This window comes from Microbacterium sp. NPDC055312 (assembly GCF_053645675.1).
In genome coordinates, this window is record NZ_JBSHMU010000002.1 from 231,132 (window position 1) to 244,643 (window position 13,512).

Here is a 13,512-nt window from a genome sequence, read left to right on the forward strand (position 1 = left end):
GGCCGGTCTCGACGTGGGCCGCTGGCGCGGCGCGACGCTGATGTCGGACCGATCGTGGAGAAGCGTCCGACATCTGGAGTGTCGGCCCCCGGATCGGCGCCGTCCGCGGAGCCGGCAGCACAGGAGCCGGATGCCCTGGAGCCGGCAGCCCCGGGGCCGGACGCCCTGGCACCCGCAGCCCCGGGGCCGGACGCCCCGGAGCCAGACGCCCCGGCATCCGCACCCGCGGAGCCGGCGGCACCCGCACCTGACGCCCCGGCATCCGCACCCGCACCGCCGCGCGACCGCCGGTTCACCCTCACGCTGCTGTCGGTGCTCGGCGTCCTGACCCTGGTCGCCGGGGCGCTCGCCGTCGTCAGCCTCGTGCAGGGGCCGCGCCTCAGCCAGGTGAAGGTCGACCCCGCTCGGGCGATCGAGGCGTCCGGCAGCCGAGTCATCCTCACCGCCAACCAGAGCCTCGACGCCATCGACCCCGCACAGGTCTCGGTCGAGCCCGCCGTGCCGTTCACGGTCGATGCGAGCGGGCGCAGCGTCGGCATCCGTTTCACCGTCCCGCTGCACGACGACACGACCTACCGGGTCGCTGTCGCCGGCGTCGCCGCCGCCGGCGGAGGCACCGAAGCCGACCTCGAGACGAGCTTCCGCACACCCGCCTCGAGCATCATGCTGCTGCAGCGCTCGGCCGATGGCGCCGACAAGATCTTCCTCTCCGACCTGAGCGGCGAGAAGGCCGCGCCGGTCTTCGAGCATCCGCGCATCAGCGACTACCGCGCCACCACCGACGTGCTCGTCGTCGCCGTCGAGGAGGACGACGGCTCGCGCCTGCTGGTGATGAACCGCGACGGCTCCGACCAGCGCGAACTGCCGCTGCCGGGCGAGGGGTATGTCTCGTCGGTGCAGGTCTCCGACCGCGCAGGTCTGGTCGGATACAGCTACTCCGACCGCGATCTCACCGAGACGACCGGACGCGCCAGTGTGCTCGTGACCCAGGCGCTCAGCGGCACGGGCGAACCGCGCATCGTGCAGATCGACGGCACGGACGCGAACGTCGCCGAGTGGCGCTTCGTGCCCGATTCGTCGTCGCTGGTGTTCATCGACTTCGACGGCGCCCTCACGGTCGAGGATCCCACCGGCGACGCAGGCGCGCAGCCGATGGGCACCGCGGCGAGCATCCTCGGCGTCAACCGGGGCACGTACACCGCGCTCATCGAGCGCGCCGACGGCAGCTTCGTCGTGCTCGACCTCACCGACGGCACCGCGCAGCCGCTGCCCGCGTCCGACCCCGACTACGGCGATGCGGTCGGCATCGAGGCCTTCCCCGGCGGCACCCTGAGGCACGTCGTGCAGCGCGACGAGCTGGGCATGCCGACCGGACAGGCCGTCGTGCGGGTCGACGAGCAGGGCGCCGCGACCATGATCGCCGAGGTGAGCGGCGTGGATTCGATCCTGCAGACCTGCGTCTCGCCGAGTGGCCAGTACGCCGCCGTGACGATCGCCCCCGACCTCGCGAGCAACGACTACGACGACCTGCTGCTGCCGCTTCCGGTCACCCTGCACACCCGCCTCATCGACCTCGTCGGCGATCGCGAGCTGCCCACCCTGAGCGGCTTCGACATCTCGTGGTGCCGCACGGCTCCGCTGCCATGACGATCGACCGCGACGACCTGCTCGGGTTGCCGATCGAGGTGGCCCCTCGCCTGCTCGGCGCCCGGCTGCGCACCGTCGTCGACGGTGTTGCGACGACCCTGCGCATCACCGAGGTCGAGGCGTACCACGGCCGCGGCACCGGCGACATGCCCGATCCCGGCTCGCACGCGCGCATGGGGCCAACCGCCCGCAACGCCACGATGTGGGGCGAGCCCGGCCACCTGTACGTGTACCTCAGCCACGGCATCCACTCCTGCATCAACGTCGTCTGCGGGCCCGAGGGAACGGCGGGCGGAGTGCTGCTGCGCGCCGGCGAGGTGGTCGACGGAGCGGATGCAGCGGCGCACCGCCGCGGGGTTTCGCCGCCGCTCTCGCGCATCGCGCTGCGCGACCTCGCCCGCGGACCGGGGCGACTCGGGCAGGCGCTCGGTCTGCGCCACGCCCTGCACGACGGCCTCGACGCCGTCTCGGGTGACGAGCAGAACGGCGCGATCGCCCGGCTGAGCTGGGGGGATCCGGTCGCCGACGTCTCGGCGGGGCCGCGCGTGGGCGTCGCGGGGACGGCCGGAACGGATGCCTTCCCGTGGCGCTTCTGGATCACCGGCGACCCGACCGTGTCGCCGTTCCGGTGGGGGCGCGGCGCGCGCGAGGCGGCACGGGAGCTCGACGGCCGATGCGGCTGAGCGACCGCTGATCGCGCGCACATTCCGCCACGTTCGACGTCACCCGCATCCCCGGTTCTGGGGGCTCTGGAAACTCTCAGCTCGCGGGGGTGCACCCGCAGGACTCGCGCACCCGCAGCTCGGTGGTGAACTCGTGGTGTCGGCGCTGGTCGCCGCCCTTGAGCAGGATGCTCACCGCGGCGTTCGCCATCTCCTCGAGCGGCTGCACGGCTGTGGTCAGGCGCGGCCACACGAAGTCGGCGGCGACCGTGCCGTCGAACGACACGACGGCGATGTCGTCGGGCACGCGCACGCCGTGCTGGCCGAACGCGGCCAGCATGCCGATCGCGATCTGGTCGGATGCCGCGAGTACGGCCCGCGGTCTGCGGGGATGCGCCATCAGCTGCATCGCCGCGTCGTAGCCGCCCTGGTGGGTGAACGGCACGTGCACGAGCGGCCCCAGCGGCAGCCCGGCCGCAGCCAGCGCATCGCGCCAGCCGCGTTCACGCTCGTCGTACCGGGCGGCGCTTCCGGCGAACCCGATGTCGCGGTAGCCGTGGCCGATGAGGTGCTCGGTCGCGGCGCGGGCGCCGACCGCGAAGTCGACGCCCACGCTGTGCAGGCCGTCGGTCTCGCCGAACTGGCCGATCACCACGGTGGGGATGCCGAGCGCCTCGACCAGCGACTGCTCGCGTGCGGTCAGCACGTCGGCGATGATCAGACCGCCGATCTGACGTGAGACCAGATCGCGAATCTGCTCGGACGTCGCCACCTGCTCGCGGTCGGAGTTCACGATCAGCAGCGAGCGGCCGTTGTCGGCGCTGGCCTGATCGAGCGCGTGGCAGAGCTCGGCGAAGAACGGGCTGCGGTTGTCGTGCACGAGCAGGCCGAACATGTCGGCGGAGCCCATCGACAGCGCCCGCGCGGCGGCGTTCGGACGGTAGCCGAGCACACGCACCGCGTCGAGCACCCGTTCCCGGGTGAGCGGCGCGACGGCTTTCGGCCCGTCGTTGAGCACATAGCTGACGACGGCCGTGCTGACGCCGGCATAACGGGCGACGTCGGCCCGGGTCACAGACCGCGGTCGGCGGTCAGCGTGCATTCGGTTGTCCCATATCGGGAATCATAAGCCGCTCGCCGCCCAGACGTGCGGACTCGTGCGCCATCACGCCGGGAAGCGTGAACCGCGCCGCCTGCCAGGCGTTCACCGGCGGCAGGGTCTGATCGGTCACTGCACGCACGAAATCGTCGACGAGGAAGTGGTGGCTGCCCTCGTGCCCGTTGGGCAGCTTCTGCAGCTCGACCGGGATCCGGGCGCGCTCCTGCTCGTGGATCGCCGCGTATCCCGACACGAACGCGTCGCGCAGCGCCGGTGCGATTCTCGACAGGGCGGGATCGTCGGCGGATGCCGACGGGTCGGTGTCGATGAGATGCGAGATGTCCTCGAGGCCCTGGCGTGTCTGCCACACCGTGGTGCGGGCGAGCTGCTCGAACGACCCCTCCGTGCCGAACCAGCGGAAGCGCGACTCCCGCAGGTGGGTGGGGTAGCCCACTCTGCGGAACTCGTTGATGCGCATGGACCCGCCGCCCGCGACCTCGAACAGCGCGGTGGCGTTCGAGAAGTCGTTGTCGAACTGGCTGACGCCGCGTTCGAACACCCCGTCGCCGCGCTGGTCGGTCACGCCGATCGCCGACACCGCCACGGCGTGGGTGGGCCACGCGCCGAGCACGCCGCCGATCGAGTGCGTGGGGTACAGCAGCGGCGGGTAGCTGGCGGTGCTCTTCCACTCCGCGCCGCCCGAGTACTGGTATGCCTCGTAGAAGCCGAGGTCCATGTCGTGGATGTAGTCGCCTTCGCCGTAGAACAGCTGGCCGAACTCGCCGGAGGCGAGCTTCTGCCGGGCGTACACGGTGGCCGGGTTGTAGTAGCTCGTCTCGCCCATCATGTAGGTGAGGCCGGTCTCGCGCACGACGTCGATGATCGCGCCGATCTCGTCGACGGACACGGCCATGGGGACGGCGGAGTAGACGTGCTTGCCGGCGCGCAGCGCCTCGACCACGAGCGGACCGTGCATCCAGCGCTGCGTGAAGATCGCGATCGCGTCGATCGCGGGTGACGCGATCATCTCGGCGAAGCTGTCGAAGGTGCCGGCGAGGCCGGCGGATGCCACCAGCTCGGACGCACGCGATGGCACGACGTCCGTGACGTGCACGGCCGAGACACCGGGATGGTGATGGAAGAGGGTGGCGAACTGACCTGCGAACTGGCCCGCGCCGACGAGCCCTATGCTGAACGCCATATGTCGCAGTCTTCCATCGGCTGTCAACGGGTGTCAACAACGGGAAGGGGCCTCGGAACCGTGCCCCTCAGAACGGTTCCGAGACCCCTCGGTTCCCCAGTGATCTACGCGGGTAGAGTATCACGATTCGAGATGACCCGCACGCTTCTTCTTCGGAGGCCCGACACGGGACGGGTGGGAGGGCATCGCCGTGCTAGACTGACTCCTTGTCTGTGCACACTCCTGTGCGCAGTTCGTATCCCTCTTCCTCTTCTCGATCTCGGAACCCCGTCATGGGCCCTGATCGATCTCGGAACTCCGTCATGGGCCCCTGATCGATCTCGGAACTCCGTCATGGGGCCCTGAGCCTGTCGAAGGGCGGGATGCAGACAAGGGATCTTGGGTGGGGCCGTCCGGCCTCACGGTAATGAAGGAGTCACAACATGGCAGCAGTGTGCCAGGTGACCGGTGCTGTTCCCGGCTTCGGTCACAACATCTCGCACTCGCACCGCCGGACGAAGCGCCGCTTCGACCCGAACGTGCAGAAGAAGACGTACTACGTGCCGTCGCTCGGTCGTAAGGTCACCCTGAACGTGTCCGCCAAGGGCATCAAGGTGATCGACGCGCGCGGCATCGAGAAGGTCGTCGCGGACCTCCAGGCGAAGGGTGTGAAGCTCTAATGGCCAAGAAGGCTCAGGACGTTCGTCCGATCATCAAGCTCCGCTCGACGGCGGGCACCGGTTACACCTACGTGACCAAGAAGAACCGTCGCAACACCCCCGACCGCCTCGTGCTCAAGAAGTACGACCCGGTGGTCCGCAAGCACGTCGAATTCCGAGAGGAGCGTTGATCCATGGCTAAGAAGAGCAAGATCGCTCGCAACGAGCAGCGCAAGGTCATCGTCGAGCGCTACGCCGAGCGTCGCGCCGAGCTGAAGAAGACGCTCGTCGACCCGAACGCCACCGATGAGGCCCGCGAGGCCGCCCGCATCGGCCTGCAGAAGCTTCCGCGCAACGCGTCGCCCGTGCGCGTGCGCTCGCGTGACGCCATCGACGGCCGCCCCCGTGGCATGCTCACGAAGTTCGGCATCTCGCGTGTCCGCTTCCGTGACATGGCCCACCGTGGCGAGCTGCCCGGCATCACCAAGTCGAGCTGGTAAGCACCACATCGCAGAAGGGGCGAGGATCTTCGGATCCTCGCCCCTTCTGCATCCCTACTGGGTGTGCTGCTGTTCCACCTCCCTCTCCGGCCACCTGCCGAAACACAGGACTTCACCCGATTCGCAGGACGCATTCCTGCATCCGCTCCTGAGTTTCGCGAGAGATCCTGCATTCCGGATGCCCTGCACATTCCTGAGTTTCGAGGCTTCATCCCCATCTGCCGGGTGCGGCCCCGGCTTCGAACCCCCCGCCGGTGGAAGCTCTTCGGATGGACCTGTTCGAAGAGCTGCGTCGGCGCGGCGGGATCACCCGCACGCGCACCCTTCGTGACGCAGGAGTGACGGAGCACGCCATCCGCCGGGCGAAAGCGGACGGCGCCGTCATCAGGCCGCGCAATGGCTGGGTCGCGCTGCCGGATGCCGACTGGTTCGCGCTCGCGGTGGTGCGTCGGGGTCTCGTGATCAGCTGCGTCAGTCTCGCGGAGCGTCGGGGGCTCTGGGTTCCCGAGCGGCATCAACGGCACGTCGTGGCGTCGCCGCACTCGTCCCGGTTCTCGGTGCCCGAGCATGCTGTCGTCCATTGGGCAGAGCCGGTGATACCTCGGGAACCGGATGCCGTGGAAGACGATCTGCGCAACGCGCTGGTGCTCGTCGCGCGCTGCCAGCCGCTGGAGACCGCGTTGGTCATCTGGGAGTCGGCGCTCAACAAGGACCTCATCGACCGGGCATCCATGGCCAGACTCGACCTTCCCGCTGCCGCACGCCAGGTGCTCGACCGGGCTCGCCCCTTTGCCGATTCCGGCCTCGAGACGATCATCATCCACCGGCTGCAGTGGCTGCGGCTGCCGATGCTCGCTCAGGCGTGGCTGTACGGGCACCGCGTCGATCTGCTGATCGGGAAGCGCCTGGTCGTTCAGCTGGACGGTGCCACGCATGCGGGCCCGCAGCGAACGAGCGACATCGCCCATGACGCGCTGCTCGCGCTCCACGGCTTCCACGTGCTGCGGTTCAGCTATGAGCAGGTGATGGATCAATGGGAGCAGGTGCAGGCAGTGATCACCGAGGCCGTCGCCCAGGGTCTGCATCTCGCCGATCGATGACCGCGTGAATACCAGGAGTGCACGCGAAACGCAGGAGCGGGGGCAGGCATCCGCTCCTGGATTCCGGGAGAACTCCTGCGTTCCGCGTGCGGAGCCCGCGGCCCCACACGGCGGCCGCGCCGGCCGAATCTGTGACTGAAGTGACCAAAGTGACGCAACTTGCCGGGAAATAGCGCCAAAACCCGCGAAATGACGCGGAATCCCGTGCTGTGGTTGGTACATTCGAGGCGGTCGAACGACCGACGGGGGTCTCTCCCTCGAAATCAACACGATGCGACGGACCGTCGTCGCTGGAGGAGTGACATGGCTGACAAGTCCATCACCAAGACCGAGCTCGTCGCGAGCATCGCTTCCGCCACCGGCGAGAGCCAGGCCACCGTTTCGCGCGTGCTCGACTCGCTGTTCACCACCGTGTCGGACGCCGTTGCCAAGGGCAGCAAGGTCTCGATCCCGGGCTGGATCGCGTTCGAGCAGGTCGACACCGCTGCGCGCACCGGCCGCAACCCGCAGACCGGCGCCGAGATCAAGATCCCGGCCGGCAAGCGCGTCAAGGTCACCGCTGGCTCCAAGCTGAAGGCAGCCGTCAAGTAAGACCGCTCGCCGTACGTGAAGGCCGTCCCTCCGGGGGCGGCCTTCCGTCGTATCGGTCGTAGGCTGGAGGGGTGAATCCGTACCGTCTCGCTGGCCTGGCGATCCTCGTCGTCAGCGGGGTCGCGGGCCTCATCGCCGCCCTGATCGTCGGCGGCGGCGCGGTGCCCCCGAAGCTGCTCGACCCCGGTCCCATCGTCATGTGGGGGCTGCCGGCCGCGAAACTCGTCGCCAACCTCGGCGCCGCCGCGATGTTCGGTTCGCTCGTGCTGGCGCTGTTCGGCCTGCGCGCCGGGACGCGGCCGTTCGAGCTCGCGGTCGACACGGCATCCGTCGGCGCCGCCGTCTTCACCATCGGCTCGGGAATCACCGCCTTCCTCACCTTCATGGCCGCGTTCAACCCCAAGCTCAGCGCCGACCGCGGCTTCGGCGAGCAGTTCGGCCGCTACCTGCTCGAACTGCCGCTCGGTCAGGCGTGGCTGATCACCACGCTGATGGGTGCCGTGATCACGCTGCTGCTGTTCGGCTGGCGCAGCTGGACGGGCATCATGCTCACCGCGGTGCTCGCCGCGGCATCGTTCCTGCCGATGGCCACGCAGGGTCATTCTGGCGACGTCGCCGGGCACACCGTCGCTGTGAACGCGATCCTGATGCACACCATCGGGGCCGCCGTGTGGGTCGGCGGCGTGCTGCTGCTGGTGATCCTGCGCCACCTCGACGCCAAGGCCGCCAAAGCCGCCAAGGCGGGCAAGGCGAAGACCGCGAAGCCGGATGCCCGGATCGACCTGCCCGTACTCGTCGCACGCTACTCATCGCTGGCGATCGCCGCGTTCGTGGTCGTCGCGTTCTCGGGAGTCGCGCGCACGGTCGTCGCCCTGGGGGAGTGGGGCGAGCTGCTCTCGCCGTACGGCTTGATCGTCATCGGCAAGACCGTCGCCCTCCTCGGGCTCGGACTGTTCGGGGCGTGGTACCGCCGTCGGCTCATCCCGCACCTGGACGGACCCCGCGAGAAGCGCGCATTCTGGTCGCTGATCCTCGGCGAGCTCGCCCTGATGGGCATCGCCTCGGGCGCCGCCGCCGCGCTGGCCCGCACGCCCCCGCCGGTCGGCGAGCAGGCGCCCGCCGTGCAGACTCCGGCCGAGCGACTCACCCGCTCGCCGCTGCCGCCCGAGCTGACCATCGACCGCTGGTTCACGTCGTTGGATCTCGACGTGCTGTGGATCGCGGCCGTCGGCTTCGGCGTCTTCTTCTACATCGCGGGGATCATCCGGCTGCGCCGCCGGGGGGATGCCTGGCCGCCGCACCGCACGATCTTCTGGATGGTCGGACTGGCGCTGCTGCTGTGGGTCACCAGCGGTCCGGTCAACGAGTACCAGGACTACCTGTTCAGCGTGCACATGCTCGGCCACATGCTGCTCGGCATGGGCATCCCGGTGCTGATGGTGATGGGGGCGCCGGTGACGCTCGCCCTGCGCGCCGTCCGCAAGCGCGACGACGGCACCCGCGGCGGACGCGAGTGGATCCTGTGGGCCGTGCACTCGCCCTACTCGCGCTTCATCACCCACCCGTTCGTCGCCGCGGCGATCTTCGTGCTGTCGCTGTGGGCGTTCTACTTCACCGATCTGGTGCGCTGGGCGATGTACGACCACCTCGGGCACGAGTGGATGATCATCCACTTCCTCATCTCGGGCTACCTGTTCGTGCTGACGCTGATCGGCGTGGATCCGATCCCGTACCGCCTGCCGTACGCGGGCCGCCTGATCACGCTGATCGCGGTGATGGCCATGCACGCGTTCTTCGGCATGGCGATCATGATGCAGGAGGGCCTGTTCGTCGCAGACTGGTTCGGGTCGATGGGCCGCACGTGGGGACCGACGCCGATGGAGGACCAGTACATCGGCGGCGGCATCGCGTGGTCGGTGGGCGAGATCCCGACCCTCATCCTGGCGGTGACGCTCGCGGTCCAGTGGTCGAGATCGGATGCCAAGGTGCAGCGTCGCCGTGATCGGCACGCCGACCGCACCGGGGATGCCGAGCTGGAGGAGTACAACGCGCGCCTGGCGAGAATGGCCGAGCGCGACAGCGTGCGCTGAGGCGTCAGTCCTCGAGGGTCGGCTGATCGCCGTCGGGCGATCCGACCCGGATCGACACCGATCCGTCCGGGAGGACGGTCGCGGTGCCGTTCACCTGGAACGGCACGTCCTGCGAGACCTCGCGCACCGCGCCGTCGAAGAGCGACTGGATCTTCACCTCGATATGCGCCATGGCGTCGGTGGGCGGCAGCGCCCACCCGCCCCCGTCGGGCACGAGGCTGACGACGGGCTGGGTGGTGATCGACCACTTCGGCACGGTGTCGGGGGCGAGTCGGTTGTGCAGCTGCAGACCGAACGGGCAGCGGGTGGGCTGCAGCACCTCCTGCGTCGCGCAGTCGGTGAGGAACTGCTCGACCTGCTGCTGCACGACCTCGATGAACTTCTCGGTGGGCTGGGCTTGCACGTCCACCGGTGTGCGGGCGAGCGCCGTGTCGGCGAGCACGCTCACCCCAGGGGTCGACGAGATGGCGGTGTCGACGGTCACCGAGTACCTGCCGGGGGTGAACACCAGCAGATGGAGGGGGTCGAGGGGTGCGGCGCCCGCGCCGTCCACCGAGACCTGACGCCGGTCGATCGAGAATCCGTTCACGGCGAACACGTCGGCCCCGCGCACGGTGAGCTCGATCTCGGCCAGCGGGCTGGCGGTGAACCGCCAGTTCGGGGTGACACCCACCCAGCCGTCCTGCGCGACGGTGAAGGTCGACGTGCCGCGCACCCCGCCGGCGCGGTAGTCGACGACGATCTGGTGCACACCGTCCGTCGCGCCCTTCTCGGTGACCGTCACGTCGGTGAGCGGGGCAAGAGCGGCCCGCCGCAGCAGCGCTTCAGAGGCGGACGCGTCGATCCCGGCATCCTGCAGCACGGCGAGGTCGAGCGAGACGCCGGGCAGCTGCAGCGCCTCCGCGGCGCGACCGCTCGAGAGCAGGTCGACGTACCGCTGCACGAAGGCGGAGGGGCTGTAGAACGACTGGTACAGCGACATCCCGCCGGCGGCGAGGGCCGCGAGCAGCAGCACGCCGATGACGGCCAGCAGGGTGAGATCGGATCGCAGGCTGGAGCGTCTGCGCGGGCGCGCTCGCCCCGGTGACACCCGCCCCTGCATCATGGCGCAAGTCTAAGGAGTCGGCGCTGGGACGCAGCCGTGCGCACGCGGCGAAGACTTAACATAGGGGCGTGTCCGTCGCCCTCTCCGAAGAACAGCACGCCCTGTTCCGACTCATCGAGGACACCGACGAGCACGTCTTCATCACCGGTCGCGCCGGTACGGGAAAGTCGACCCTGCTGCAGCATTTCGCGTGGAACACGAAGAAGCAGATCGCGATCTGCGCGCCCACCGGCGTCGCCGCGCTGAACGTGGAGGGTCAGACGATCCACTCGCTGTTCCGGCTGCCGATCGGCCTCATCGCCGAGAGCGAGATCGAGCAGTCGGATGCCACCCGACGCATCCTCAACGCTATCGAGACGCTCGTCATCGACGAGATCTCGATGGTGAACGCCGATCTGATGGATGCCATCGACCGCTCTCTCCGGCAGGCGCGCGGCAAGAGAGGCATCCCGTTCGGCGGGGTGCAGATCGTCATGTTCGGCGACCCGTACCAGCTCGCGCCGGTGCCGCCGCGCGGCGACGAGCTGCGCTACATCCAAGACCACTACCGCTCGTTCTGGTTCTTCGACGCCAAGGTGTGGACGGGTGGGCGCCCTTCGGCAGGCTCAGGGACCCAATTTGAAGAGGTGATGATGGACATCGGCACCTACGGCGCGACGCTGCACGTGCACGAGCTGGTGCACATCCACCGCCAGTCCGACGACGGGTTCAAGGCGATGCTCAACGCCGTGCGGTACGGACGCGTCACCGCCGACATCGCCGGGGTGCTGAACGAGAAGGGCGCACGCACACCGCCCGAACCCGAGCCGGGGGAGGTGCCGATCATCACGCTCGCGACGCGCAACGACATCGTGAACAACATCAACCGACGCCATCTCGCCGCCCTCCCCGGCCGTGAGCAGACCGCGCACGCCGAGGTCTCGGGCGACTTCGGCCGCGGTGAGGCGAACTACCCCGCCGACGCCGAGCTGAAGCTCAAGGTGGGCGCGCAGGTGATGTTCCTGCGCAACGACATCGCGATGCAGGGCGAGCCCCCGCGGTGGGTGAACGGGTCGATCGGCACGGTCACGCGCATCCTCGGAGACACGGTTCGCGTCGATGTCGACGGCGACGAGTTCGATGTCGAGCCGGCGGTGTGGGAGAGGTTCCGCTACGCGTACAACCCCGGCACGAAGACCTTGACCCGCGAGGTCGCCGCGGAGTTCACGCAGTTCCCGCTGCGCCTGGCGTGGGCGGTCACGATCCACAAGTCGCAGGGCAAGACCTACGACCGCGCGGTCGTCGATCTCGGTTCGGGTGCTTTCGCGCCCGGTCAGACGTACGTCGCGCTGTCACGGCTCACGTCGCTCGACGGGCTGTACCTCTCGCGTCCGCTGCGGCCGAGTGACATCCGCGTCGACGAGGACGTGCGCCGCTTCATGCGCGAGGCGTGGGAGGCCCGCCAGGCGGAGAAGGCCGAGAAAGCGGAGAAGGCCGAAAAGGCCGAGAGCGCGACTGATCGGAGGACGCAGAAACCGGATGCCGTCACGGGCAGCCTCTCAGCCTCGTCACCCTAGACTCGGAGAGTCCATCCCGGGGGAGTGTCCTATGCATCTTCGTTCGTCGCGCCGTGTGCGCGCAGCCGTGGGCGGCGCGCTCGCCCTGGCTCTCGCACTGACCGGCTGCACCGCGTCGGATTCCGAGTTCAGCTACACGCCCCCGAAGCAGGTCGACGCGAAGCTGCCCGACGACGTGGCCGGCCAGCTGCAGGCGGCCGTCGAGCAGGCCATCGTCGCGAGCGGCTCGTCGGGCGCGATCGTCGGCGTCTGGGTGCCTTGGAGCGGGCAGTGGGTCACCGGCCTCGGCACGCAGGGCCCGGGCGGTGCCGAGGTCACCCCCGAGATGTCGTTCCGCGTCGCGGACGTGACGCGGCTGATGACCTGCGATGTGCTCTACGGCATGGCCGACGACGGCACGGTCGAGCTCGACGCACCCGTGCCCAAGTACGTCTCGGGCGTCGCCGACCTCTCCGACATCACCCTGCTCGATCTGTGCAACGGCACGAGCGGCGTCGGCTCCTCGGAAGACGTGGTCAAGCCGTACTGGCTCAACACCCCAGGGCGCGAATGGGCACCCATGCAGCTGGCGAGCTTCGGGCTGGGCACCGCCCGCACGCCCGCGCACACCGAGTACCGGGAGTCGGATGCCGGGTACCTCATGCTGGGTATGGCGCTGGAGCGCATCTCCGGCCGCAGCGCTTCCGAGCTGATCGCGAAGTACGTGACCGGACCGCTCGAGCTGCCGTCCACCTCGCTTCCGCCGCGCGAGTCGGCGGCGCCCGCACCGGCGCCCGCGCTCAAGGGCACGTATCTGCCCGCAGCCGAAGGCGGCGGCTACGACTGCGCCGCACCCGTCGACATCACCGAGAGCTCGTCGAGCATCGGCTTTACCGACTCGGGCGTCGTGTCGACCATCACCGACCTCGGGCGCTACGCCCAGGCCGAGGCGCGCCAGGCGCTGCGCGAGAAGAACGCCGAGCCCGCGCGCTTCGGCGCACCCCTCCCGGTCAGCGCCGACGCGCCGAGCTGGTACCAGGCCACGGGCGGCGGCTACCTCGTGGGATCGATGATCGGACAGCACGGCTGGGTGCCCGGCTACGCGACGGCGGCCTACTCCGACCCCGCCACCGGCTTCACCGTGGCGGTCACGCTCAACGGGTCGTCGGCCGGCGGCTCGATGGCCGCGTACCTCGCCTGGGAGCTCGCGGCGATCGCGTCGAAGGCACCCGCGGCCGAGGGGCAGAGCGCTCCCGAGTTCGGCCTGCCGTTCACGGCCGAGCAGTACGCGCAGAGCATCGCCGATTCGGCCATCTGCGCGCCGCCGGCAGCGGAGTGACCCCG

At 69.4% G+C, this 13,512-nt stretch carries 13 protein-coding genes; 10 read left to right on the top strand and 3 right to left on the bottom strand.

What is annotated here, in order from left to right:
* Together ACWIDW_RS05485 and ACWIDW_RS05490 are read left to right on the top strand one after the other, a co-directional pair.
* Positions 1-1,647 (top strand): hypothetical protein (locus tag ACWIDW_RS05485; protein ID WP_454123609.1); only part of this gene is annotated, 1,647 nt, incomplete at its 5' end.
* Entirely contained in the window at positions 1,644-2,330 is a 687-nt protein-coding gene (locus tag ACWIDW_RS05490) for a DNA-3-methyladenine glycosylase (RefSeq protein WP_454123611.1), read from the top strand. The genes ACWIDW_RS05485 and ACWIDW_RS05490, both read left to right, overlap by 4 nt.
* Before the next feature lie 76 nt (positions 2,331-2,406).
* Here ACWIDW_RS05490 and ACWIDW_RS05495 read toward each other — a convergent pair whose 3' ends face one another.
* Together ACWIDW_RS05495 and ACWIDW_RS05500 are read right to left on the bottom strand one after the other, a co-directional pair.
* Complete coding sequence (locus ACWIDW_RS05495) at positions 2,407-3,384, bottom strand: LacI family DNA-binding transcriptional regulator (RefSeq protein ID WP_454123613.1); 978 nt, start codon at positions 3,382-3,384, stop codon at positions 2,407-2,409.
* 16 nt (positions 3,385-3,400) lie between these two features.
* Positions 3,401-4,609 carry a Gfo/Idh/MocA family protein gene (locus ACWIDW_RS05500; RefSeq protein ID WP_454123614.1) on the bottom strand — a complete coding sequence of 403 codons (1,209 nt, stop codon included), beginning with the start codon at positions 4,607-4,609 and terminating at the stop codon, positions 3,401-3,403.
* Positions 4,610-5,031: 422 nt separating this feature from the next.
* On the opposite strand from ACWIDW_RS05500, the gene rpmB reads away from it, so the two are divergent.
* From rpmB to ACWIDW_RS05530, 6 genes are all read left to right on the top strand, one after another.
* Positions 5,032-5,268: a 50S ribosomal protein L28 gene (rpmB, locus tag ACWIDW_RS05505; protein ID WP_179409668.1), complete on the top strand. Its 237-nt coding sequence runs from the start codon at positions 5,032-5,034 to the stop codon at positions 5,266-5,268.
* Entirely contained in the window at positions 5,268-5,438 is a 171-nt protein-coding gene (rpmG, locus tag ACWIDW_RS05510) for a 50S ribosomal protein L33 (RefSeq protein WP_046014935.1), read from the top strand. The genes rpmB and rpmG overlap by 1 nt, the downstream gene beginning before the upstream one ends.
* 3 nt (positions 5,439-5,441) lie before the next feature.
* Positions 5,442-5,747 carry a 30S ribosomal protein S14 gene (rpsN, locus tag ACWIDW_RS05515; protein WP_313355641.1) on the top strand — a complete coding sequence of 102 codons (306 nt, stop codon included), beginning with the start codon at positions 5,442-5,444 and terminating at the stop codon, positions 5,745-5,747.
* A gap of 269 nt (positions 5,748-6,016) precedes the next feature.
* Positions 6,017-6,847, top strand: a complete 831-nt coding sequence (locus tag ACWIDW_RS05520; protein WP_454123617.1) for an endonuclease domain-containing protein — start codon at positions 6,017-6,019, stop codon at positions 6,845-6,847.
* Between the two features lie 303 nt (positions 6,848-7,150).
* Complete coding sequence (locus tag ACWIDW_RS05525; protein ID WP_071645077.1) at positions 7,151-7,438, top strand: HU family DNA-binding protein; 288 nt, start codon at positions 7,151-7,153, stop codon at positions 7,436-7,438.
* A 197-nt stretch (positions 7,439-7,635) separates the two neighbouring features.
* Entirely contained in the window at positions 7,636-9,528 is a 1,893-nt protein-coding gene (locus ACWIDW_RS05530; RefSeq protein WP_454124492.1) for a cytochrome c oxidase assembly protein, read from the top strand.
* A gap of 4 nt (positions 9,529-9,532) precedes the next feature.
* Here the strand turns inward: ACWIDW_RS05530 and ACWIDW_RS05535 are convergent, their stop codons facing one another.
* A complete protein-coding gene (locus ACWIDW_RS05535; RefSeq protein ID WP_454123620.1) occupies positions 9,533-10,633 on the bottom strand; it encodes a hypothetical protein in 1,101 nt (366 codons plus the stop codon).
* 68 nt (positions 10,634-10,701) lie between these two features.
* On the opposite strand from ACWIDW_RS05535, the gene ACWIDW_RS05540 reads away from it, so the two are divergent.
* Positions 10,702-12,189, top strand: a complete 1,488-nt coding sequence (locus ACWIDW_RS05540) for an ATP-dependent DNA helicase (RefSeq protein ID WP_454123622.1) — start codon at positions 10,702-10,704, stop codon at positions 12,187-12,189.
* 31 nt (positions 12,190-12,220) lie between these two features.
* Positions 12,221-13,507: a serine hydrolase domain-containing protein gene (locus ACWIDW_RS05545; RefSeq protein WP_454123624.1), complete on the top strand. Its 1,287-nt coding sequence runs from the start codon at positions 12,221-12,223 to the stop codon at positions 13,505-13,507.
* Positions 13,508-13,512 lie beyond the last annotated feature (5 nt).